Raw genomic sequence first — 23,226 nt, forward strand, 5'->3', positions numbered from 1 at the left:
GCGCGAGTGAGCGTGCAGGAGAGTCCGGGGAGCGAAGCCCTTCGGATAAAGATCGAGAATCGTATCGCGGCCGCCGCGCTGGGCGGCCTGATGGTGCTGCCGCTCGCCCAGATCGCGGCTCGCAAGTTCCTCCACGCCGCCATCCCGGGCGAAGCCGCCATCGTCTCGACCATGACCCTGTGGCTCGGGATGCTCGGCGCCGCCATCGCCGCGCGCGACGGCAAGCTCCTGACGCTGGCCACCGGCGAATTCCTGCCGAAAGGGCGCCTCGGCGACATCGCGCACGTCTTCGCAGGGGCGATCGGCGCCCTGATCTGCACCGTGCTCGCGATGGGCGCGGCGGCGCTCGTTGCCAGCGACCGCGCCGCCGGCGACATGCTCACACCGCAGATCCCGGAGTGGATTGCGGACCTCGTGCTGCCGGTCGGCTTCGCGCTGATCGCGATCCGGCTGGCCTGGCGCGCTTCGCCCACCGTCACCGGCCGCGCCATCGCGGCGCTCGGGATCGTTGCCGGCCTCGCCCTCAACTACGGCCGCGCGAGCCTGGTAGGCCACCCGCTGGCGCCATGGCTGATCCTCGTCCTGGCCGCCGGCGTACTCGGCGCGCCGATTTTCGCGCTGCTCGGCGGCATCGCTCTCTTCGCCTCGATGACACTCGGCAACCCGCCCATCGCGCTGCCGATGATGGCCTACCAGGAACTGACGACGTCGACCGGCATCGCCGCCATCCCGTTGTTCACGGTCTCGGGATTCCTTCTCGCCGAAGGAAAATCGTCGGAGCGTCTGCTGCGGGTGTTCCGCGCCTGGGTCGGGTGGCTGCCTGGTGGCACGGCGATCGCCGCGGCGGCGCTCTGTGCGTTCTTCACGCTTTTTACCGGCGGCTCCGGCATCACGATTCTCGTCCTCGGCGGCCTGCTGCTGCCGGCGCTCGTCGCCAGCGGCTACCGCGAACGGTTCTCGATCGGCCTGCTGACGGCGTCGGGTTCGCTGGGCCTGCTCTTTCCGCTGTCCCTGCCGCTGATGCTCTACGGCATCGTCTCGCAGAAGGCGCCGATCGACGACCTGTTCCTCGGCGGGCTGGTGCCGGGATTCCTGATGCTGGGACTCCTCGCCACGCTCGGGGTGCGTGAAGGCATCCGCAGCGGCGCCGCGCGGACGCCGTTCCAGCTGCGCGAGGCGACGGCGGCCCTCTGGACGGCGAAATGGGAGCTGTTCCTGCCGGTCTTCGTCATCGGCACGTTCGTCGGCGGCGTCGCCACGCTGGTCGAAACGGCGCCCATCGCCGCGCTCTACACGGTGCTCGTGCAGCGCTACGTCACGCGCGACCTGCCGACGTGGAAGGACGTGTTCAGAGTCGCGGCGGACTGCATCGCGCTGGTCGGCGGCGTGCTGCTGATCCTCGCGGTGGCGGCGGGGCTGACCGACTATCTCGTCTTCGCCCAGATTCCCAGCGCGCTGGTCGACTGGACGCAGGCGCACGTGCACTCGAAGCTGGTCTTCCTGCTCTTCCTCAACGTGTTCCTGCTGCTGGTCGGCACGCTGATGGACATCTTTTCGGCCATTGTCGTGGTCGTGCCGCTGATCCTTCCGCTCGCCGACATCTACGGCATCAACTACGTGCACCTCGGGATCATCTTCGTCGCCAATCTCGAACTGGGGTTCCTGCACCCGCCACTCGGGCTGAACCTGCTGCTCGCGTCGGTGCGGTTCAAGAAGCCGGTGCTGGAGGTGACCTGGGCGACGCTGCCGATGCTTGGCATTCTCGCCATCGGTGTCCTGCTGATCACTTATTGGCCATGGCTCACGCTGGGGATTCTCCACTGGATGGGGAGAGTCTGAGCGCATTGCCATTGGCAGCTGTCGGCTGTCAGTATGTGAAGGCGAGATAGTCGGTCGGACACGTCGGGCGGTGGTCATCGAGAGAGCGCCAGACCGCCTCCGAAGGCCACCAGCACGAGAACGCCTGCGATCGCGAATCCGATACCCGCGTATCCACGACGTGCGGGCGTACGAGCCGAGCGCACCTCTGCCGGCGAGCCATCGAACCAGGTCAACGCCGTATTCCGTCCCCGCGACGACACGATCGCCTAGGTTCGCTTCACGTGATTCAGCTTCGCCCACTGTTCGTAGTACTCGCCGCGGCTGAAACGCAAGCGCGCTTGGCTCGACGAGACACTCCGCGCACTGAGCCCGAGGATGTGCCGGTCGAGAAGGGCGGCGTCCCACCCAGTGCGGCCGCCGGCCGCAAGCGCCACGGCGACGGCCGCCGGGAGCGCCGCCGCCAGCCAGGCACCGTGGAAGGCGAACCAGATCGCCAGTCCCGCTCCGCCGACGATCGACACGAGCACGACGGCCAGTGCGACGACCGCGGCGGTGCGCCGGCGCTCGAACGCCTCGCGGCAGACCGGCACGTCGAACAGCACCGGCACGGCATAGCCGCCAATGTACGCGTCGAGGCCGCGAACCGCGGCGACGGCGTAGGTGCCCTCCGCCTTGCGTCCGCAGTGCGGACACTTCTTCGGAAACTGGTTGGTCTCTGGAGCAATGGGCGCTGATGGCATATGAACGGCTGCGCGGCTGCCGTCATCGGCGCGAATAAGAAGCGCCGGAGCAGACCGGTGGCGACACCGGCGGACAAATCAGCCCGCCGGCCGCGACGAACGCCCCGGGCGGAAACCGCAGTGCTGCTCTGTCGACGTGCGCACTCGCCACGGACGATCCTAGCGCGCCCGCGCCAGGCTGGTCACGATCTCCCAGTTGAAGCGGACGAAGCGATGCAGCTCGCTCTCGAGCAGCCGCTCTTGATCGCTGTGGGCGCCGAAACCCTTCGGTCCGTCCTCCATGTCGACCGCCGGACCGATGCCGAAGCACTGCACGCCCTTGCCGCGAAGCTGCGCCATATCGGTCGCGCCCGTCCCCATCGTCGGAATCGTCACGGTGTCGTAGACGCGCGTCACCGCGGCCTCGATCGCCTTGAAGGCCTCGGAGTCGAGCCGCGCCTCGCGGCCAGGCGGCCGGATCGCGGCGGTCGGGTATTTCACGTCGACGGCCGGATCATCGACGACCTTCTTCACCTGCTCGAGGAACGCCTCCTGGTCCTCGTCCGGGAGCAGCCGCACGTCGATCGTCGCCGTCGCCTGCGAGGGGATCACGTTGAAACGGTATCCGCCGGTGATGATGTTCGGCGACGCCGACGTCCTCAGCATCGACGAATGGCGCGGCTCGTGCTCGAAGAGCCAGTCGTCGGCCGCTCTCTGCACCGCCGGATCCTTCGACAGCACGTCGCGGTAGTGCTGCGCCACGTCGGGCGGCGAGATCTCGGCGAGCCGCTGGAAATAGGCCGCCGTCGTCTCGTTCAGGCGGATCGGCGGACGCCAGTCGCCGACGCGCGCCACCGCACCGGCGAGATGAACGACGGGATTGGTCTTGAGCGGGACCGAGCCGTGGCCCGAGATGCCGCCGGCGACCAGTTCGATGCGGCGCGGAATCTTCTCGAGCGTCTGGATGGTTGCGTAGGCGACCTTGCCGTCCTTGCGCGTGACGCCGCCGCCTTCTGCCAGGCAGTACTCGGCCTCGATCTTCGCAAACTGATCCGTGACCAGATAGTCGATGCCGACGGGATCGCCGCCCTCTTCGCCGGCCTCGGCGACGAAGATGACGTCGCGGTCGAGCGGCACGTTCATCCGCTTCAGCAGAATCATCGTCATCAGCGCGGCGGTGGCGTTGTCCTTGTCGTCGACCGTGCCGCGGCCGTAGACGTAGCCGCCGTCGCGCGTCGCGCTGAACGGCGGGTACTTCCACTTCGCCGGGTCCACCGTGACGACATCGGTGTGTCCCATGATGAGCAGCGGCTTCTTCGTGCCGTTGCCCTTCAGCCGCGCGACGAGGTTCGGACGATTGGGATCGCTACCCAGGATCTCGGCGGGAATTCCCTCGCCGTCGAGCACGCCTTTCAGGTACTCAGCCGCGAGGTGCTCGTTGCCAGGCGGATTGCGCGTGTCGAGCCGCAGCAGCGCCTGGTAATGCCGCATCGTCTCGTCCTCGACCGCGCGCCAGTCCGGCGACGCCGTCTGCGCCGCCGCCATCGCGAGCGAACCGACAATGGCAATCGCGCAGCCGACCCAGACGTTCCTCACATGCACAGCTCCTTCGTGCCCTTCGTCCCTTCGTGTCCTTCGTGTCCTTCGTCTACTTCGATTCCTTCGTGCTGTCTTTGTCCAAGAACGGCACGCCGTCGGTCAGCCATTTCGGGGCCGGCGCCCCCTTCAGGTAGTGATCGAAGAACTGGAAGAAACGGATCGTCAGGTCCTTGCGGTTGGCCATGCCGCGCAAGCCATGGCCCTCGCCCGGATATGCCAGCAGCACCGCCTTCTTGTTGTTGAAGCGCAGCGCGTTGTACATCGCGAGCCCGTTGGTGAAGGGCACGGTCGGATCGGCGCCGCCGTGCTCGATGAGAAACGGCGCCGTCACTTCCGGCGCGTGCATCAGCGCCGACTCGAAGTTGTACAGCTCGGGATTCGACCACGGCGACACCGCCTCGCGTCCCTGCGAATAGAGGTAGTAGTCGAAGGCGTTGTTGCCGCCGCCCGATCCCTGCTGCTGCACGCTGTAGGACCAGCCCCAGTTCTGGTTGAAGTCGAAGAAGAGATCGACGACGCCGGCGCCCATGCCGACCGCGGCGAAGAGCCGCGAGCGCGTGCCGACGAACGCCGCGCCTTCCCCACCGTAGCTGTGGCCGTTGACGCCGATGCGCTTCGGATCGGCGTAGCCCATCTCGATGACGCGGCGCGTCGCCGCTTCCACCGCGTCGAGCATGTCGCTGTGCGACGCGCCGGTGTGGAAGTACACGTCGGGCATCATCGTGACGTAGCCCTCGCTCACCGCCTGCATCGGCGACGAACCCATGCCGGTCAGATACGACGGCGCGTTGTAGCGGTGCATGTTCTGCGAGTTCTTCTCGTAGAAGGTGACCAGCATCGGCCGCTTCTCGCCCGGCTTGTAGTCATCGGGGATCGCGAGGATGCCCTGGGCGCGCTGGCCGTCCTTCAGCTTGTAGTCGAAGAGCAGCCGGTGGCCCCACGCGTACTCCTTCTGCTGCGGATTCGCGTCGCTGATTTTCTTGGCGTCCTTCAGCGACGGACCAGACACCTGGAGATCGGGGAAGTCGACGAAGGTCTGCCGCGTGAACAGGTACTTGTCGGCGTTCGCTGCCTTGACGGGATTGCTGAACGCGGCGTCTTCGTAGACGAGATCCTTCAATTGGCCGCCGGCGAGCTCGTAGAAGCCGGCCTTCTTCGTCCACTCTCCATAGGCTGACAGGAGGACGGGTTTCGTCAGATCGATCGTCGCGCGCCCAAGAGTGTTTCCACCGCGGCCGCCGCCGCCGCCGAATCCGCCGCCAGGACCGCCGGCGCCGCCGCCAGCGATGTTGCCGAGATTGGGATCGAGCGGCAGCGTGCGCACGTAGCGCAGCCGGATTTCACCCTTCGTCCCGATGCCGTTGGTCAGGCTCCGTCCGTTCGAGCCGTCGAGCGGCAGCTCCCACAGGTCGTAGCGCTGCTCGACGATCACCGACTTCTTGTCGGCGGTATAGCCAGCAATGCCGGCTGCGGGTTTGGGTCCGGGGTGATCGAATTCCGGATCGACGAAGCTCGCCGTGATCGAGCCGCCGAGCGTCTTCGAGGTGCCGGCGTCGAGGTCGTAGGCCTGGAATCTGGCATCCTTCCAATAGAGAAAGAAGCGACCGTCGGGCGACACGCCGAAGGTGTGGCTGCCGGTGGACGTGTTGATGATCTGGTTCTTCAGCATCAGCGTCCGTTCGCCGGTCGTCGTGTCGACGCGGTAGAGGTCGGCGGCAGGACGCTTGTAGTCGGAGATGTAGCCGCGCGTGTCGCGTCCGACCGCCCAGCGGCCGTCCGGCGCCACGTCGACGTCGCGCAGCGTCTCGTCGGCGAGCTTGACGAACTTTGAAGCCGGGACGTCGAACGCCTGGCGGAACGTGAAGTTGCGATCCTGTTCGGCGCGCGCCATCTGCAGCGACTGGACGCGTTCATCGGACGTGTTCCACACGTCGACATTGGCTTCCTCGTCGGTGCCCTTTCGCGGCCCGCTCTCAGGCGAGGACAGTTGCGACTTGGCGCCGAAGAACACGCGCTTGTCGTCGTCGCTCCAGTCGAGCGCCGCGCGATCGCTCACGATCCATCCCTTGGGAAAGCCGCTCGCCTTCGTCCGATCGAGCAGCGACGGCTGCGCCTCGGCATCGCCGAGCGAAGTCTTGACGTCGGCGAAGGCGAGGACGACGTTGTCGCGCTCGCGCATCTTGTCGACGTCGACGCCCTTCAGGACGGCGAGCGCCTTGCCATCGTCGCTCCAGGTCAGGCGGTTGTAGACCTTCGCGTCGTTGTCGAGCGCGTGGATGCGGCCGCTCTGTAGATCGAGGACGAAGAGGCCGTTGCCGTCCTTGACGGCGGCGTCGACGGTGTAGGCGAGCAGGTCGCCAGTCTTGTTGAACGCGATGTCGCCGACGCTGCCGAGCAGCTGATCGCGGCCGGTCGCGAGATTGTGCAGGATGACGTCGGTGCCGCGCGGACCCGCCGGCGCCGCGTTCGCCGCCGCGCCTCCAGAGCCGCCGCTGTTCTGATCGCCACCGCTCGCGTTCGCGCCGCCGCCGCGGCCGCCGTTGGCGTTCGCCGGACGGCGCTTCATGGCGAGGAAGGTCGAGGCTGGCGAGAACACGAAGCCCTGCATGTCCTGCCACGATTTCACGGCGCCGGTCGCGAGATTGCGCAGCTCGACGCGGGTCGGCTGCTCCTGCGCCGCACCGCGGCCGCGCTCGCCCTGCGGCAGCGCGTCGGCCGGCGCCGGCGGCACCGGCACGGGCGGTGCGGCGGCAGGCGGCGTCGACGTCGCGGGCTGCGCTGGCGGCGTCGCCTGCGTCGCCGGATTCTGTCCCGGCGGCGTCGTTACCTGAGCGGGATTGGCCGGCGGCTGAGCGGTGGGAGATCCCGGCGGCACCGCGGTGTCGCCGCCGGCGCCCGGCTGATTGGCGGCTGCGCCGCCGCCCCGGCGTCCGCGTCCGCCGCGCCCACCCGACGGGTCGACCTGATAGGCGATCCACTTCGAGTCGGCCGAGAACGCCGGCGCCGTCGCGTTGGCGACTTCCGTCTGCTGTCCGGATTCGAGCCGCACCAGCTGCAGCACCGGTTTCGCCTCCGCCTGCACTACGTTGGTCAACGACAGCACGTAGGCGGCCCAGTTCCCGTCGCCGGAGATTTCCTGGCTCGCGATGGTCCGCCACCTGGTGTAGTCCTCGGCTGTGAGGACCTTCTTGCCGGAGGCGGCCGGCTGCTGCGCACGCGGCAGCGCGCAGGCACAGGCGACGAGGACAACGAGCGCGCTATAGCGGAGCGTGGAGTGTTTCACGCGCGGATATTACCGCGGAACCGCCGAAGCGGAGACCACGAGCCGCGCGGCTACTCGGTCCGACCGGAGGCCGCGCGCGCGCAGATCAACGGCACGTCGGGACGGGCGTGTCGGCCAGTGTCGCCGCCAGATCGACGGGCAGCGTGAGCCCGGCCCGGCCGGCGATGGGCAGCAGGAATCGGCCGTATCGCGTGAGCATCCGGCGATCGCGCGACGTCACGGCCGCCTTCACGTCGCGCAGTGTCGCGGGCGTCATCAGCTCGATGCGTCCGACGAACACGCGCGCGAGGGCCGCCGGCCCTGGCGACATCGACAGCGGCAGGATCGCGTCGACGTCGGCGCGCGGCACGACGTAGAGCAGCCGAGCGCCCTCCTCGAACCAGGAGTCCTTCCACGTGTCGACCATCGCCTGCGCCTCGCGCGGGTAGAGCCCGTTGGCGACGAGGATCTTCTTCAGCTCCGCAAGCGGCGCCCCCGACGCATCGTCGAGCGAGGGCCGCGCCAGGAGGACCTCGGCGGAGGCGGCGTGGCGCGACGTGAAGGTCAGCGCACCGCCGCGGCGCTCGAAATAGATGACGTCCCCGATGGGAGCGCCGGCGGTCGATCGTACCGCGACGCTGCCGTCGTCACGCGCGATTGCTGTCAGCGGCGGCTGGAACTGGCCGACGCCGCGATAGAACAGGAACTTCTCCGGCTGCGCGGCGACGAGCAGCGGACTGGCGTCGGTCGCGCGCGCGGCGTAGTAGTGGCTGGCGCCGCTCTCGCGCGGATAGGCGCCGGCCGTCCCTGGCGCAACCTGGACGGACGGCCATGCGATCGTTCCGTTTGTCGTCACTCCCGTCGCCCCCGTCGTCACGGTGGCGTGCGGATACCACTCGCTGAGGTAGCCCTGCGGGAAGCCGACGCGTACCGAAGTCTCGAGCGGCTGCTGGGCGTAGAAATAAAGGACCGGCGTTTCCATGCGCACGGTCCCCGACAGAGACCCCTTGAATTGCAGCGGGTTGTGCTCGACGAAGCAGGGCAGATCGACAGGACCGTTCTGCGGCAGCCAGCGCACCGCCTGGCCGTCGGCGCCGGCGACCGAGGTGAAAGTGCCCCATTCGTGAACGGTGAAGGGGGCTGGCGTCTGCGGCACAGCCGCGGCGGCGACCGCCGTCGCGATGGCGGCGAAAAGCAGAACCGGAAGGACGCGCCGGGCGCGCATGGTCGTAGACTACCAGAGATGCTGCGGATTGCGTTGACGCTCGTCACGGCGGCCGTCCTGGCGCAGACATCCCCTCGCACGCTCACGATCGACTTCGTGGCCCTGGATCGGAATGGCATGCCGGTAACGGATCTGAAGCCGTCCGACGTGGAAGTCCGGATTGGCCAGTTCCGCGCCCCCGTCGAGACGCTGACCCTGGTGAACCCTGAATCCGACGACTATGCCGGACGCCTCGTCGTGCTGCTGCTCGACGACGTGACGCTGCGGCCCGAGATGATGGGCCGTGTCCACGAAGCGGGACGCCGGCTGGTGAGCCGGATGGGGCCGGCCGATCGCATGGCGGTGGTGACGTTGAGCGGTTCGCACACCGAGAGCACGGGCGACCGCGGCCGGTTGCTGCAGGCCATCGACGCTTACTCGGTGCGCGCCTCGGGCGCGATGCGCAACGACGTCCAGGGCAGCCATCTGCTCGACACGCTCGCCTCGCTGTCGCAGCAGCTCGTCGAGGCTCCCGGCCGCCGCAAGACGATCGTCGCCGTCGGTCCTGCGTGGCTCGACAAGCCGCTGCCGCCGCCGGCCAACGGCGCCGACCTGCTGCCGGAGTGGATCCACGCCCTGCGACAGCTGGCGTTCTCCAACGTGAACTACTACGTCATCGACCCGCAGGGCATTGGATCGACACAGGTCGACACCGGGGACATCGGTTTTGCGCGCGAGACGGGCGGCCACGCCTTTCTCAACGTCAACGATCTGGACGCCGCCGCCGATAGCGTCATGCGCGAGGCGGCGCACTACTACGTGGTGAACGTGCCCGATCCGCCAGTGGGCGCCAGGGCGGATCTGCGTCCGCTGGATGTGCAATCAAAAAGAAAAGGCGTCACGGTTCGTGCCCGCCACGCCATTCCCGGAAGTCTGTAGGGTTCGCCTACGCCGCTTCTTCCATCGCGGCTTCGCGAAGCTTCGCCATCTTCAGATCGCTGACCAGGCCGATCGCGTTGAACACCTTCAGGGTGATCCACGAGATGTCGAACTCCCACCAGGCGAGGCCATGGCGGGCCGAGACGGGATGGGCATGGTGGTTGTTGTGCCAGCCCTCGCCGAACGTCAGGAGCGCCACCCACCAGCTGTTGCGCGAGTCGTCGCGCGTCTCGAAGCGGCGCGTGCCCCACATGTGCGTCGCGGAATTCACGAGCCAGGTACCGTGCAGCCCGACGACGACGCGGAGAAAGATGCCCCAGAGGACCATCGACCAGCCGCCGATGGCGAGCAGGATCAGGCCGGTCGCGGTCAGCGGAATCCAGTGATACGAGTTGAGCCAGCGGTAGAACGGGTCGCGCCCGAGATCCGGCGCGTACTTCCCCATCAGCTCGGTATTGTTGTGGTGCGTGTCGCCGAAGAGGATCCAGCCCATGTGCGCCCAGAAGGCGCCGTCGCGCGGGCTATGCGGATCGCCTTCGTGGTCCGAGAGCTGATGATGCTGACGATGCGTGGCGACCCAGAAGATCGGCCCGCCTTCGAGAGTCATCGTCCCGCAGACGGCCAGGAAATACTCGAAGGCCTTCGACGTCTTGAAGCCGCGGTGCGTATGCAGACGGTGATAGCCGAGGCTGATGCCGAAGCCGACCGCCATCCAGTGCAGCGCCAGCGCGACGAGCAAATTGGTCCAGGAGAAGAAAAAGAGCGCCACGATCGCCAGAGCGTGGAAGGCGATCATGAAAAACGCGGTGATCCAGTTCACGGTCGAGAGCGTGTAGGCCGTCCGCACGGCCTTACGGAGTGTCGTCAATGTTGGCTCCTGAAATCGGTTCCGGGAGCCCTCACGATAGCAAGCCTGAGCCAGGGCGATTGTAAGACTTTCGTACCATCGTAACCAGTTGCAAACATTGAGCTAAACGGTTCAGTCGCTCGGGTCGGCCCGTCCCCCAGCGGTCTACGCGTCGATGCCGGTGGCCTGGGTCGAAGCCTCGCGCCAGGCGGCGACGGCTCCCCACAGCAGGGCTGCCGCCATCGTGACCAGCCCGGCGCGGTAGGCGGCGAGCCCGAACGTGACGTCGCGATGCAGCCAGCCCAGCTCGGTGAGCAGGTACTCCCAGTCGTGCCCTTCGACCTCGGCGCCGGTGTGACCGCCAAGCAGGATCAGCTGCAGCGCACGCGCGTCGGCGATGTAAGGGGCCAGATCGAGGAGGTTCTGACCGAGCCACCACACGCAAAGCGCTGCCGCGAACATGTTTCGCTGCCGCAGGAATGCGACCGCGCAGAGCACGGGCACGAGGCACTGGAACAGACTGCCGCCGAGCACGGTCATGAAGCGGCCGAAGAAGCCGAAGATGACGTGGCCCGCTTCGTGGAAGACGAGATCCGGCAGGTGCAGGAACGACCCGTCCACGTTCGGGGTGATCCCCACTCGGGCGAGGCTGACGCTCCAGACGGCAAGCGCCACGAGCGTCGCGAACCGCACGATGCGCACCAGGTCCGAGGCCTGATTCGCCGCCGGCGTCGCGACGTCCGCCGCCGGCGGCGCGTCGACGCGCCCAGCGACCGGCCACACTTCCTGGCCGTGCAGCTTGGCGAACACCACGCCGCAGCGCGGACACTCGGCCGACGATTCGACCTGAAGCGCCGTACCGCAGTTCGGGCAGGTCTGCATCGCTGCTCGGGCGGGGCCTCCCGGCGCTACCCGTTCTTCTTCTCGAACTCCTGCATGAACTGCACGAGCGCGTCGACGCCCGCCGCGGGGAACGCGTTGTAGATCGAGGCGCGCATGCCGCCGACCGAGCGGTGTCCCTTGAGGCCGTCGAGGCCCGCGGCCGTCGCCTCCTTGGCAAACTTCTTCTCCAGCTCCTCGCTGCCAAGGCGGAAGGTCACGTTCATGCGCGACCGCGCGTCGTTCGCGGCGTGGCCGCGGTAGAAGCCGCTGCGATCGATCTCGGCGTAGAGCGTGTCGGCCTTGCGCTGGTTGATCGCGTCGACCGCCGCGAGGCCGCCGTTCTTCAGCAGCCACGCCATCACCAGCCGCATCACGTATATCGCGAAGACCGGCGGCGTGTTGTAGAGCGACTGGTTCTCGGCCTGCACCTTGTAGCTGAGCATGGTGTGCAGGGACGCCGGCGAGCGTTCGAGCAGATCGTCGCGGACGATGACGAGCGTGACGCCGGCGGGCGCCAGGTTCTTCTGCGCACCGGCGTAGATGAGCGCGTGCTTCTTGATGTCCACCGGACCGCTGAAGATGTCCGACGACATATCGGAGACGAGCGCCACGCTCCCGGTCTCCGGCAGCCATTTCCATTCGGTGCCGTAGATCGTGTTGTTGGACGTCATGTGCACGTAGGCGGCGCTCGGATCGAGCGTCAGCTCGTCCTGCTTCGGCACCCGCGTGAAGTGACCCGTCTCGGTGCTGCCGGCGATCTTGACGCCGCCGACCTTCTTCGCTTCCTTGACCGCCTTCTGCCCCCACACGCCGGTCACGATGTAATCGGCCGAGCCGCCGCTCGGCAGCAGGTTCATCGGCACCATCGAGAACTGCAGGCTCGCGCCGCCCTGCAGGAAGAGGATCTTGTAGTTCGCGGGGATGCCGGCCAGCGTCCGCATGTCGGCCTCGCACCCCTGGATCACCTCGTCGAACGCCTTCGATCGGTGGCTGACCTCGAGAATCGACATGCCGACGCCGGGCAGCGACAGCAGGTCGCGCTGCGCCTCCTCGAGCACCTCGAGCGGCAACACTGCCGGGCCGGCGGAAAAATTGAAAATCCGATGCGTCGTCGCGGTCGTCATGTCACAGCCTCACTAGTTGCAAATCCAGCACGTCCGCATTGGCGGACTTGATCGTCCGGCACAGATCGTCCGACGGTGCCCCGTCGAGATTGATCCGCGCCACCGCCGCCTCGGCGCCTTCGAAGACGATGTTCTCGGTTTCCTGCACGTTCAAGTCGGCCTGGCGCAGGTGGGTGAAGACGTGCGCCAGCACGCCGGGGCGGTCGCGATGGCGGACGACGAGCATGTGGGTGGCCGGCGTGCGCCTCGCCAGGTTGACCACGTTGGGCACCCGTCCCGTTTCCTTGTAGCTTCTGACGATCCGCACGGTCTCGCCGGCGATCGCCTCCTGCGCCTGCTCGGTCGAGGCGCCGATGTGATGCGTGCCGTAGACGCCGGGCAGCGACACGAGCGGGTCGGCGAATGGCGCGGCCGCCGCCGCCGGCTCGCTGGCGTAGACGTCGAGGCCCACTCTCAGACCGCGCTCCCGGACGGCGCTGGCGAGCGCCGCGTAGTCGATCACCTCGCCGCGCGCCGTGTTGATCAGCATCGCGCGCGGCTTCATCCGCGCCAGCAGGCCGGCATCGACGAGGTGCTTCGTCTCGGGAGCGAGCGCGACGTGCAGGCTGACGACGTCGCCGCACGCGGCGGCGTCGGCGGGCGTCGGGACGAGGTCGATCGGGATCGCCCGCAGCGCGGGCTCGACGCCGAGCTCGCGCGCTTCGAGGTCAGTCATCGGCCGCCGCTCGCCGTCGAAGCGGCGGCTCCAGACCACCACCGGCATCCCGAAGCCGGCGGCGCGGCGGATCATCTCCCGGCCGATGCTGCCGACGCCGATCAGGGCAAGCGTTCTCCCGTAGAGGCCCTGCGCTCGGGAGTATTCCTTCTTGTTCCAGGAGCCCGCGCGCAGCTCCGCCACGTTGTCGGGAATGCGGCGATCGAGCGCGAGCATCAAGCCGAACGCCAGCTCCGCCACCGCAATCGCGTTCTTGCCCGGGCAGTTCGAGACGTAGATGCCGCGGCGGGAAGCTTCGGCCACGTCGATCGTGTTGTAGCCGGCGCCGGCCCGCACGATGAGCGACAGCCGTCCGGCGTCGAGCATCGGCGCCGTCACTTTCGTGCCGCGCACGACCAGGACCTCGGCGCCGTGCGCGCCGATCGCCCGCGTCAGCGACTCGTCCTTCAGGTCCGGCTCGTAGACGATCTCGCAGCCTGCCGTCTGCAGCCCCTCCAGACCGCTCTTCTCGAACGGGTCGGCGATGAGCACCTTCATAGCGTGTGGATCAGCAGCCCGTCGCGGAGCTTCGGCTCGAACCAGGTCGACTTCGGCGGCATGATGCCCCCCTCGTCGGAGATCGACATCAGGTCGGCGATGGTCACCGGATGCATCGAGAAGGCGACGGCGGCGCGTCCGTCCTCGACCGCGGCTTCGAGCGCGGCGGTGCCGCGCGCCCCGCCGACGAAGTCGATCCGCTTGTCGGTGCGGATGTCGCCAGTCTTCAGCAGCGGCTCGAGCACGTGCTGCTGCAGCAGCGCCACGTCGAGCGCAGCGGCACGCGAGCCGTCGGCCGGCTGGAGCGCCGACAAATCGAGCCCGTACCACGCGCCGTCGAGGTACATCGACGCCTGTCCCTTCCCCGCCGGAGTCGCCACGCCCGGCTGCACCGGCACCCGCTCGCGGAGCGCCGCGAGGAACTGCGCCGGCGTCTGGCCGGCAAGGTCCTTGACGATGCGGTTGTAGGGAAGAATCTGCATCTGGTTGTCCGGAAAGGCCACCGCGATGAACGCGTTCGCCTCGCCCGCCTCCCCGCGCGCCGTGAGCTCGGCCCGCGCCCGCGCGGCGCTCGCCGCCCGATGGTGGCCATCGGCAATGTACAACGCCGGAATCGCCGCAAAAGCGTCCACGATCGCCTTGGTCTCCCGCGCCGGCACCCTCCAGATCGTGTGGTGGATTCCGTCGTCGGCGCGGAAGTCGTAGATCGGCTCGTCGGCGGTCACCAGGCGGCACAGATGATCGAGCTCGTCGCTCGCCTTGTAGGTGAGGAAGACCACGCCCGTCTGCGCCCGCAGCTCGACGATGTGCCGGGTGCGATCGTCTTCCTTGTCCCGCCGCGTCCGCTCGTGCTTCTTGATCAGATCCTGGTCGTACTCGTCGAGCGAGAAGCACGCCGCGACGCCCGTCTGCTCGTGGCCGCCCATGCGGAGTCGGTACAAATAGATCGACGGCGCGTCCTCTTCGACGAGCGGCGCATCGCGGCGGAGCGCCGCGAAGTTCGCCTGCGCCCGCGCGTACACCTGCGCGGTGTACGGATCGGTGCCGCCGGGCAGATCGATCTCCGAACGGGTGACGTGAAGGAAGCTGAGCGGATTGCCTTCGACGAGCCGCCGCGCCTCGTCGGTGCTGACGACGTCATAGGGAACGGAGGACACCGCGGCCGCGCGCTCCCGTACCGGACGGACGGCTCGGAATGGGCGGAGCAGAGACATCCGTGTATCTTAGCGCGGAGGCTGGAGGCTGGGGTTCTCCAGCCGATCTCCATCACCGGCCGACGCAGAGACGCGCACGACTCAGGAGATCAATCTCCAGAGCGCAGCTTCCAACTCTCCGCTGCGATTCAGTGGATGGCGTCAGGCTTAGGCGAAGGCCCGGCGGCGGCGAGCAGCGTCGGATTCAAGCGGGACAGCGACGCATCGCGGGCGGTGGCGAACACCGGCAGCAACGCGGCCGAAATCGGCTCGCCCGGCGCCTGCCGCGCGTGGAACGACACGGGGTTGACGAACACCCCCTCGCGCTTCAAACGGTAGTCGAGATGCGGGCCGGTCGCCGATCCGGTCATGCCGACGCGGCCGACGATCTGCCCCTGCGCCACGTGCGTGCCCGCGCGAACGCCGGGTCCGAACGACGAGAGGTGCAGATAGAAGGTCTCGAAGCCGCCGGCGTGCTTCAGATGCACCATGTTGCCGCTGCCGCCGCTGAAGCTCGCCGACACGACGGTCCCGGCCGCCACGGCCACCACCGACGACCCGGCCGGGGCCGCGAAATCGACGCCGAGGTGCGGCTTGACGACGTTGTCGATCGGATGCAACCGATGCTGGCTGAAACGCGAGGTGATTCGCGGCTCGAATTTCAGCGGCGACTTGAGGAAAAAACGCTGCAGCGAGCGCCCGTGCTCGTCGTAATAGCCCGCCTTCCCGGTAGCCGGATCGACCCAGCGGAAGCCCTGCACGGTATGCCCGTCGACCACCAGCGATGCGCCGACGATGGCGCCGTAGCTCGAGAACTGGCCGTCCCGGGTGCTCTTCTCGACTAGCACCCGGAAGCGATCGCCCGGCTGCAGCTCGGTGTTGAAGTCGACCTGCCCGCTGAACACGTCGGCCAGCCCCAGCGCGAGCTGGATGTTCTCGCCGGCTCGTTCGATGGCGGCGATCAGCGAGGGCGCCCCCTTCTCGATTCGAGCGTCGACGAGGGCGACGTCGATCTGTTTGTCGAACGGCAGCACCTTCGCGTCGAGCGCATCGGGATGCTCGCGATCCGGCGCCGCGACGCGGAGAAACCGATCCGCGTCGATCTCATAGACGAACTCACTGAGCAGGCCGTCGAGCGAGCGGACGAGCCGGTACGGACGCCCCGATCGGATCTGTCGCGGATCGAAAACGGTACGCGCGGCGCCGACGACGCCCACGACGAGCGACTGCTGGATATGCTGCGCGCGCAGCAGGCTGTCGAGCGTGGCGTTGCGCGGCACGAGCGCCTCGATCGTCTCCGTTTCGGCGGCCAGCCGCACGTCGGCGCGCGCGAGCCTGGGTGGAGCGTCGGCTGGAACGGCGGCGGCGCAGGCCACACACATCATTCCGGCCACGCCGGCGGCGGCGCACAGCAACTGCCTCAGACTGATCAACTTACGGCCAGTTTACCCGATGATCAGCGGAAGACGATGCGAAAGAGTTCGCGCTTGAGGAACGACTTGTGCTGCGGCGGCGGTGCCGGCCGAGGGCGGCTCTTCGCTGCGCGCGCGCGCGTGGTCTCGGACGGACGCTCGTAGGCCACGGGGCGCGCGCGGGCCCGCGCCGGTTTCGGCGCCGCGATCGGTGGAGTCAGCTCCGAGGTCGGGGAAGCGGCGGTCGATTCCGCCGGTATCGCCTCCGCGCGGGGCTCTGCCGCCGCGAGGGTGGCCGCCGGGGGGTCAGGGCGCAGCCCGATCGACGCCGAGACGATCAGGATCGCGGCCGCTACGGCGAGAGCCCAGCGATGGCGCGTCACCACCGGCCGCTGCGGCGGCGCGAGTGGCTTCACCGGCCACGGAATCGGCGCCGCAATCGCCGGCGGCTCCGGCAGGATTGTCCACTCGACGCCAGCGAGAGCGGGCAAGGTGGCGCCGGCGGCCGGCTGCACGGCCGCGGTTGCCAGGAGCGGCCAGGCGACCGACGTGACGAGCGCCGCGTCGAGTCCCGCGGCACGAGCGTAGCTGCCCAGCTCGGCGCGTCCGCGCTCGTCTGCGGTCCAGTTGTACAGATATCCCCATTCGAGCTCGCGCAGCCGCCAGGCCGGCACCGCGCAGCCGCGCGCGATGTCTTCGAGCGTCAGACCGGTCGCGCGCCGTGCGCGCCGGATGTCGGAGATGGTCAGCTCGTGCGCAGCAATCCGCTCGGGCGCCAACGCGCGCCGCGCGGACCATCCGTGAAACAACCCGCGCACGGTCTCGCGCGAATCCGGGCTCGCAAAGCGCGCGAGCGCTTCGCAGAAGTCGGCAACGTCGGCGAACGGCGGCAGATCGATGCGCCGCAAGGCACGCGCGAGCACGAGACGCAGCCCGCCCGGCACTCTGTATCCAGCCGGCGCGTCGAAGCCCGGCAGCACATCTGTCAGCAGCTCGGCCGCGGCGTGAACGGGATCTTGGTCACGGCTGACCGGTCCTTCGACGACGACCGAACCCTCCGGCGTCAGCCTGATGACGGTCGCGTTCGGAATGCCATGGAGAATGCCGGCGCTGTACTGCCGGCATACTTCGCGGAGGATGGTCACGGCCTCCTCTGTCCGCAGGGGGAGGTCGCTATCGATGAGCTCGGCGAGCGAGATGCGGCTCTGCATGGCCGCGATCCGCTGCCAATTCCCTGCCAGCCGGCAGCGCGCCGGACTACAGCTGACCGGCGATGTTCAGCTGGATCAGCTTCCGGTACTTCACCGGCTTGCCGTTGATCGTCGCCGGCTGATAGTGCCAGTCGCGCCCCTTGGCGAGCAGCTGCGCGTCGTACATCGGCTGGATCGACTCACGCACCGCAATCGCCGCGACGCGCCCCTGCTCGTCGATGACCACTTCGACGACGCCGCGCGAGCGCGCCTGCTGCTTCATGATCGGCAGGAGTCGCGGCATGTCCTGTGTCACGATCACCGGCGCCACGACGTCGGCGTCGGCCGCGGTGTAGATGCGATTCGGATCCGGCGTCGGAACGACTGGCGCGGGCGCCGTCGGAGCCGCGACCGGGGCCGGCGGCTTCGGCGGCTCGGGCGGCGTCGCCGCGGCGGTCGCGAGATCGAGGAAACCGGCCGCCAGCGTCCGCAGGTCGGCGAGCCGGCCGCCCATGTCCGGATCGTCGAGCAGCGCAATCACCTGCTGGAACTGCGCGGCGGCGCGCAGGTAGTCCTTGCGATCGAAGGTGGCCTTCGCATCGCCGTAGCGCTTGGCCGCGATGTCGGGCAGCAGCTTCTTGCGAACGTCCGAGAACGCGGTGCGCACCCGCGGCGACGCCTCGGCGTCGCCCGGCAGGTAGGCGGGATCGGCGGTGACCACCGCGCCGATCGCGGCTTCCGCCTCGTTGCCGCGGCCGAGCGCGAGCAGGCAGAGCGACCGATACTGCTCGACCGACTTCAGATCGACCCCCGATCCGGGCGCTTCGGTGGGACGCAGGTCGTTCAGCACGGCGAGCGCTTCGTCGTAGCGCGCCGACGCGTAGAGATCGCGCGCGGCGCCGATGCCATCGCGCGACGGCACCTGGCCGAACGCGACACGGGTCATCGCGGCAGCCAGCAGGAACGGCAGAATCAGGCGTGAAGGTGAGTGCATGGTCTTCCCCTATTTCATGTCAACGACTAACCGCGCCGGCGCATTCAGCGTGACCGACACGGCCTGGCGTTTTTCCCCGAGCTGAGGATGACGGAACAGCACCTCGTGCGGACCGATCGGCAGCGACAGGTTGCCGATCGGCGTCTCGCCGACGCGGCGGCCGTCGATGAACACTTCCGCCCACGGCGAGGCGTTGACGTTGATCGTCCCCTGCGGCAGATCGACGGCGATCGCGGTCACTTTGCCGGGCGGCACCTGAATGGTGCGGGTCGAGTGGTAGCCCAGCGTCTGGTTGGCCAGTTCGACGTCGTGGCGGCCGGCCGCCATCATGATCTTGTCGGCGTCGGAGGTGCCGACAAGGCGGCCGCCTTCACGCAGCTCGATCGTGACCGGCGCCTTCACGGTGATCCAGCCCGACACCGGACCCGCCGACGCGGTGGCGACCGGCGCGAGAATCGACGCGGTGACGCCTGCCTGGATGGTCACCTTCTGGCGCACCGGCGTCGCGCCCTCGGCCTGCAGCAGGAGTTCGTGCTCGCCCGGCGCGAGATCGGTGACGCTGACCGGGGCGGGGCCGTGGTCGGTGCCGTCGATCGTCACACGAGCGCCCGCCGGATCTGACTGCACGAGCAGGCTGCCGGTCGAAGGAGCTTCGGTCAGCTCCAGATACTGCGATGCTTCCGCGCCGCTCGTGATGGTGACCGGGATGACGCGCGGCACGCCGTGGCCGCGCAGTTCGAGAATGTGCGAGCCGGAACTGAGCGAGATTCGCGCCGGCGTGCTGCCGTGGGCCACTCCGTCGATGAAGACGGGCACACCGGCAGGATTGGTCTGCACCGAGAGCGTGCCGAGCAACGGCGCGGCCGGTTTCCGGTAGACGCGCGTGGCGGCAATGCCGCCCCCGACGAGCACGACGAGCCCGAGCGCAGCCGCGGCGATCCAGCGCCAGTTTCCGGAGCCGCCGCCCCGACGCACCGGCGTGGATGACTCCGTCTGGCGCTCCGTCGCCTGCGCGGAGGCGGGGGCGCCCGGCAGGTCGAGGTCCCGGAGCAGATCGGTGATGTCGCGCGGCGGCACCGCGGGCGACGGCGCCGGCGATGATGGCAGCGCGACTGAAGGTGCGACCGGCGCGGGCGTGTAGAGCTCGACGTCCGACGCGGGTGCCGGCGCCGCAGCGACGGGCGGCGGCGGCGCAACCGGAGGCGCGATCGTGACGGGTGCGACCGGCGCCACGGGTACGATCGTCGCAGAGGCGATCGGCGCGGCAGCCGAAGACGCGGCGGCCCGAGGCATAGCCACGGGAGGCGCAATCGCCGCAGGCGCAACCGCCGGAGGCGCAACAATGACCTGCGGCAGCGGCGCCGCGACCACGATGGGCGCGACATTGGCGTTGGCGAGCGGCCTCGGCGCGGGCACGGGTTCGACCGGCGCGACCGGCGCGGCGGCCGGCTTCGGCGCCTGCGCGACTGGCGTCGACGGCTCCAGGATCGCGGAGATGTAGCGCGACAGGAACGTCTCGAGCGCCACCGGCGCCGCGATGAATCCCGTGTCCTCGGCAAGCGCGTCCTCGAGCGCGATCTGCGCGTCGGTCGCGGAGGTGAAGCCCTGGCGGCCATCGAGCTGCAGCGCGCGGGCGATCCACGTGTGGAGGGAGTCGGGCAGCGGCTGCGACTCGCCGTCGGCGCCACGGGCCCGCGCGTCGCCGAGCAGCGCCGTCGCACGATGCGGATATTCGTCGTCGGTCAGCGGACGTCCGAGCACGAGCGCGAGCGCCGTCAGGCCGATCGCGGTGACGTCGGCGCGATGATCGAAGCGGGTCGGGCCGGCCGAGGCCGGCACGGCGACGCGCAGCTCCTGCCAGAGGCGCTCCCGGCTGAACTGCAGCTGCTCGACTGCCGATCCGAGCACGTGCTCGACGACCACGAGCCGCGCGCGCGGGGTGACGATCAGGCGCTCGGGCCCGACGATCGCGTGCGCCACGTCGCGGGCGTTCTCGTGCAGGAGCGCCAGCGACGGCACGAGCTGGCGCAGCAGGCACAGCGCGGCGTTGAGCTCGAGGGTCAGTCCGCGTGCGTGCGCGACCCGCAACATCTCCGAGAGTCGCACGCCTTCGACGTGGTCCGACACGATCGCCAGGCCGCCCGGATGACGATCGATGCGGCGGACACGCGCGTAGTAGGCGTGGCGGAAGTTGGCCAGCCGCGCCGCGCGCTCGCGCAACGCGAACTCGAACGAGGGGACCGCCAGCAGCTGCGGACGGACGCGCAGAATCTGCAGCAGGTCGCCCGTGGGGGCGTCGATGGCGACAACACGCTCGCCGAGACCGTCGGCGAACAAGGGCGCTTCCGGACGTTCGGCGGTGGCGGGTGCGATAGCCATAATGGTGTCGTGCGGCGGCGGTGCAACGGCCGGACCACGGATACCAGCGCTGCCGCGGATGCTCGCAACCTGCACCGAACGCTACAGATCAGTGACCGCGGTCCCCGACGCGCCGACGCGCCGCGATTGCAATGCTGTCGGCCCGTTTGCGTTTTTGTAATCGAGTCCCCTATTCTGCTGCGCTGAGAACAGATGCGGAGGGGAGGCTGGCGCGCGTGAAGGTGACGCCGCAGGTGCTAAGGGGGCCAAGGGGGCTAAGGGTGCTGGTGCTAATGGGGCTGGTAAAGGTGCGGAGCACGCGGTGGGTAGCGGTGCCGGTGCAGTAGGTGGCTGGCGATGCAGACCGTCCGGTCGCACCCTTGGCACCAGCACCGTTGGCACCCTTAGCACCAGCACCGTTGGCACCCTTAGCACCAGCACCCTTAGCCCCCTTGGCCCCTTTAGCCCCTTTAGCACCTTCGGCGGCGGCACCGCGGGCGGCTGCGGCACTGGCCGCCGCCTACCTCCTTCTCGCCGCCGCCTGGTCGTGGCCGCTGCCGCTCCACCTTGCGAGCCGTTTCCCCTCCGACCCCGGTGATCCGCTTCTCAACACGTTCATCCTCTGGTGGAACGCGCACACGGTGCCGTTGTCGCGCGCCATGTGGAACGCGCCTTTCTACTGGCCGATGCCCGATGCGCTGGCGCTCACCGAACACGAGGCCGGCATCGGCGTCCTCGGGTCGCCGATCCAGTGGCTCGGCGGATCACCGCTCCTCGCCTACAACCTGCTGCTGATCGCCTCGGTCTGGTGGTCGGGGCTGGCGGTGCACGCGCTGGTGCAGCGTCTCACCGGCCGGCGCGACGCCGCCTGGTGCGCCGGCCTGATCTGGCTCTTCGCCCCATACCGAGCCTCGCAGCTGTCGCACCTGCAGGTCCTGGTCACCTGGTGGATGCCGGTCGCGCTGCTTGCGCTGCACGCCTACCGCGCGGACGGGCGGCGCCGCTGGCTGGTGGTGTTTGCGGTGGCGTGGCTGCTGCAGTCGCTGTCGAACGGCTACTACCTGTTCTTCTTCGCGGTGCTCGTCGCGCTCTGGATCGCCGTCTTCACCTGCCGGGCCGGCGAGTGGCGGCGGGCGGCGGCGGTGACGGGGGCCTGGGTGGTCTCGTCGCTGCCGTTGCTGCCGGTGCTCTCCGAGTACTACCGCGTGCAGCAACGGCTGAACCTGTCGCGAACGCGAACCGAGATGGAGATGTTCGGTTCCACCTGGGCGTCGTTCACGCACGCCTCGCCGCTGGTGCGGTTCTGGCCCGTCCACGCGGCACGGACGCAGGAGGACTTTCTCTTCCCCGGCCTTGCCGGCCTGCTCGCCGTTCTCGCCGCGCTGATCTTCCGGCGGCGCCGCGTCCTGAGCCGCACGTTCCTGTTCTATGCGGGCAGCGCGCTGCTCTTCGCATGGCTGTCGGCCGGCCCCTCGCCCACCCAGTGGTCGAGCGGGTCGCTATGGCACGCATACGACTGGATCGCGTGGCTGCCGGGCTTCAGCGCCCTGCGCGTACCAGCCCGTTTTTTCATGCTGGCCACGCTGTGTCTCTCGATAGCGGCCGGCCTTGCGGTCGCGGCGCTGACCGACGATCGCCGCCGCTCGCTCGGGATCGCGTCACTGGTGTGTGCGCTGGCCGTGGTCGACGGCTGGATCCTGCCGATGCCGCTCGGCGTGCCGCCGCCGCCGTTTGGCACGCCGCTCGCCGCCGGCGCCCACGTACTGGAGCTGCCGGCCGACGACGACCTGGTGAACATCGCGGCGATGTACCGCGTCACCTCGCACCACCTGCCGGTCGTCAACGGATACGCGGGCTACGTGCCGCCGCAGATGTCGGTCATCCAGTGGGCGCTCATCCGCCGCGATCCGTCGATCCTCACCGAGCTGCGGCGCGGCCATCCGCTCTACGTGGCGGTCGTCGCGAACCATGCCGCGGCACCGCAGTGGGTGAGCTTCATGGATGCCCAGAGCGAGTCACGCTTGATCGGCATCAATAGCGTGGGTCGCCTGTACCTGCTGCCGGCAGCCCCGTTCGCGCCGCAGGTGACGCCCGGCCCGGCGTTGCGCGGCATCGAGGGGATCGAACGCGACGGATGGCTGACGTTCGACCTCGGCGCGCCGCGCCGGATGCGGGCCGTCGAGATCCGCACGCGCGGGCACTACACGCTGCTGCACGCCACGGTGGAGGTGCAGATCTCCGAAGACGGACGATCGTGGACGACCGCGGCTGCGGAGCCGGCGGCCGGCGCGACGCTGGCCGGCGCACTGCGGGATCCGCTCGGCGTGCCGGTGCGGGTGCTGCTGCCCGACGTCTCGGCGCGGTTCGTACGGGTCAACGCGCCGATGTTCGGAACGGCGGCGGTCACGATCTTCGGCGCCTGAGGCGCGG

The 23,226-nt window shown here is 68.9% G+C and carries 16 protein-coding genes; 3 read left to right on the forward strand and 13 right to left on the reverse strand.

Annotated elements, in window-relative coordinates; all coding sequences use genetic code 11:
* The first annotated feature begins 6 nt into the window (after positions 1–6).
* Positions 7–1,839 carry a TRAP transporter large permease subunit gene (locus VGI12_03615; GenBank protein HEY2431737.1) on the forward strand — a complete coding sequence of 611 codons (1,833 nt, stop codon included), beginning with the start codon at positions 7–9 and terminating at the stop codon, positions 1,837–1,839.
* A gap of 248 nt (positions 1,840–2,087) precedes the next feature.
* Here VGI12_03615 and VGI12_03620 read toward each other — a convergent pair whose 3' ends face one another.
* From VGI12_03620 to VGI12_03635, 4 genes are all read right to left on the reverse strand, one after another.
* Positions 2,088–2,561, reverse strand: coding sequence for a hypothetical protein (locus VGI12_03620; protein ID HEY2431738.1), 474 nt, complete (start codon positions 2,559–2,561; stop codon positions 2,088–2,090).
* 159 nt (positions 2,562–2,720) lie between these two features.
* The gene (locus tag VGI12_03625; protein ID HEY2431739.1) at positions 2,721–4,136 is read right to left on the reverse strand and encodes a M20/M25/M40 family metallo-hydrolase; all 1,416 of its coding nucleotides are present in this window, start codon (positions 4,134–4,136) and stop codon (positions 2,721–2,723) included.
* Between the two features lie 52 nt (positions 4,137–4,188).
* Positions 4,189–7,422, reverse strand: a complete 3,234-nt coding sequence (locus VGI12_03630) for a prolyl oligopeptidase family serine peptidase (protein HEY2431740.1) — start codon at positions 7,420–7,422, stop codon at positions 4,189–4,191.
* An 85-nt stretch (positions 7,423–7,507) separates the two neighbouring features.
* The gene (locus VGI12_03635; GenBank protein HEY2431741.1) at positions 7,508–8,626 is read right to left on the reverse strand and encodes a hypothetical protein; all 1,119 of its coding nucleotides are present in this window, start codon (positions 8,624–8,626) and stop codon (positions 7,508–7,510) included.
* 18 nt (positions 8,627–8,644) lie between these two features.
* Here VGI12_03635 and VGI12_03640 point away from each other — a divergent pair, with 18 nt between their 5' ends.
* On the forward strand, positions 8,645–9,544 hold the full coding sequence (locus VGI12_03640) for a hypothetical protein (protein ID HEY2431742.1): 900 nt from the start codon (positions 8,645–8,647) through the stop codon (positions 9,542–9,544).
* A gap of 7 nt (positions 9,545–9,551) precedes the next feature.
* Here VGI12_03640 and VGI12_03645 read toward each other — a convergent pair whose 3' ends face one another.
* The 9 genes from VGI12_03645 to VGI12_03685 form a co-directional block, all read right to left on the reverse strand.
* Entirely contained in the window at positions 9,552–10,412 is an 861-nt protein-coding gene (locus VGI12_03645; protein HEY2431743.1) for a fatty acid desaturase, read from the reverse strand.
* Between the two features lie 144 nt (positions 10,413–10,556).
* Complete coding sequence (locus tag VGI12_03650) at positions 10,557–11,273, reverse strand: hypothetical protein (protein HEY2431744.1); 717 nt, start codon at positions 11,271–11,273, stop codon at positions 10,557–10,559.
* Between the two features lie 26 nt (positions 11,274–11,299).
* Positions 11,300–12,397 (reverse strand): 3-phosphoserine/phosphohydroxythreonine transaminase, encoded by a 1,098-nt coding sequence (gene serC, locus VGI12_03655; protein ID HEY2431745.1) that lies wholly within the window; start codon positions 12,395–12,397, stop codon positions 11,300–11,302.
* Position 12,398: 1 nt separating this feature from the next.
* Entirely contained in the window at positions 12,399–13,649 is a 1,251-nt protein-coding gene (locus VGI12_03660) for an NAD(P)-dependent oxidoreductase (protein ID HEY2431746.1), read from the reverse strand.
* Complete coding sequence (locus VGI12_03665; GenBank protein ID HEY2431747.1) at positions 13,646–14,863, reverse strand: DUF1015 family protein; 1,218 nt, start codon at positions 14,861–14,863, stop codon at positions 13,646–13,648. Before VGI12_03665 ends, VGI12_03660 begins: the two co-directional genes overlap by 4 nt.
* Before the next feature lie 128 nt (positions 14,864–14,991).
* A complete protein-coding gene (locus VGI12_03670; protein HEY2431748.1) occupies positions 14,992–16,275 on the reverse strand; it encodes a M23 family metallopeptidase in 1,284 nt (427 codons plus the stop codon).
* Positions 16,276–16,298: 23 nt separating this feature from the next.
* Entirely contained in the window at positions 16,299–17,465 is a 1,167-nt protein-coding gene (locus VGI12_03675) for a hypothetical protein (GenBank protein HEY2431749.1), read from the reverse strand.
* Between the two features lie 46 nt (positions 17,466–17,511).
* A complete protein-coding gene (locus VGI12_03680) occupies positions 17,512–18,438 on the reverse strand; it encodes an energy transducer TonB (GenBank protein ID HEY2431750.1) in 927 nt (308 codons plus the stop codon).
* 9 nt (positions 18,439–18,447) lie between these two features.
* Positions 18,448–20,817, reverse strand: a complete 2,370-nt coding sequence (locus VGI12_03685; protein HEY2431751.1) for a PEGA domain-containing protein — start codon at positions 20,815–20,817, stop codon at positions 18,448–18,450.
* A 431-nt stretch (positions 20,818–21,248) separates the two neighbouring features.
* On the opposite strand from VGI12_03685, the gene VGI12_03690 reads away from it, so the two are divergent.
* Positions 21,249–23,219, forward strand: a complete 1,971-nt coding sequence (locus VGI12_03690; protein ID HEY2431752.1) for a discoidin domain-containing protein — start codon at positions 21,249–21,251, stop codon at positions 23,217–23,219.
* The last annotated feature ends 7 nt before the right edge of the window (positions 23,220–23,226 follow it).

It is taken from the genome of Vicinamibacterales bacterium (assembly GCA_036496585.1).
Taxonomy (GTDB): Bacteria; Acidobacteriota; Vicinamibacteria; order Vicinamibacterales; family 2-12-FULL-66-21; genus JAICSD01.

What these genes read in the sequence shown, in the direction of transcription:
- VGI12_03650 (HEY2431744.1), bottom strand. Translation starts at nt 11,273, where the DNA reads ATGCAGACCTGCCCGAACTGCGGTACGGCGCTTCAGGTCGAATCGTCG.
- VGI12_03660 (HEY2431746.1), bottom strand. Translation starts at nt 13,649, where the DNA reads ATGAAGGTGCTCATCGCCGACCCGTTCGAGAAGAGCGGTCTGGAGGGG.
- VGI12_03680 (HEY2431750.1), bottom strand. Translation starts at nt 18,438, where the DNA reads ATGCACTCACCTTCACGCCTGATTCTGCCGTTCCTGCTGGCTGCCGCG.
- VGI12_03620 (HEY2431738.1), bottom strand. Translation starts at nt 2,561, where the DNA reads ATGCCATCAGCGCCCATTGCTCCAGAGACCAACCAGTTTCCGAAGAAG.
- VGI12_03665 (HEY2431747.1), bottom strand. Translation starts at nt 14,863, where the DNA reads ATGTCTCTGCTCCGCCCATTCCGAGCCGTCCGTCCGGTACGGGAGCGC.
- VGI12_03640 (HEY2431742.1), top strand. Translation starts at nt 8,645, where the DNA reads ATGCTGCGGATTGCGTTGACGCTCGTCACGGCGGCCGTCCTGGCGCAG.
- VGI12_03675 (HEY2431749.1), bottom strand. Translation starts at nt 17,465, where the DNA reads ATGCAGAGCCGCATCTCGCTCGCCGAGCTCATCGATAGCGACCTCCCC.
- VGI12_03685 (HEY2431751.1), bottom strand. Translation starts at nt 20,817, where the DNA reads ATGGCTATCGCACCCGCCACCGCCGAACGTCCGGAAGCGCCCTTGTTC.
- serC (HEY2431745.1), bottom strand. Translation starts at nt 12,397, where the DNA reads ATGACGACCGCGACGACGCATCGGATTTTCAATTTTTCCGCCGGCCCG.
- VGI12_03635 (HEY2431741.1), bottom strand. Translation starts at nt 8,626, where the DNA reads ATGCGCGCCCGGCGCGTCCTTCCGGTTCTGCTTTTCGCCGCCATCGCG.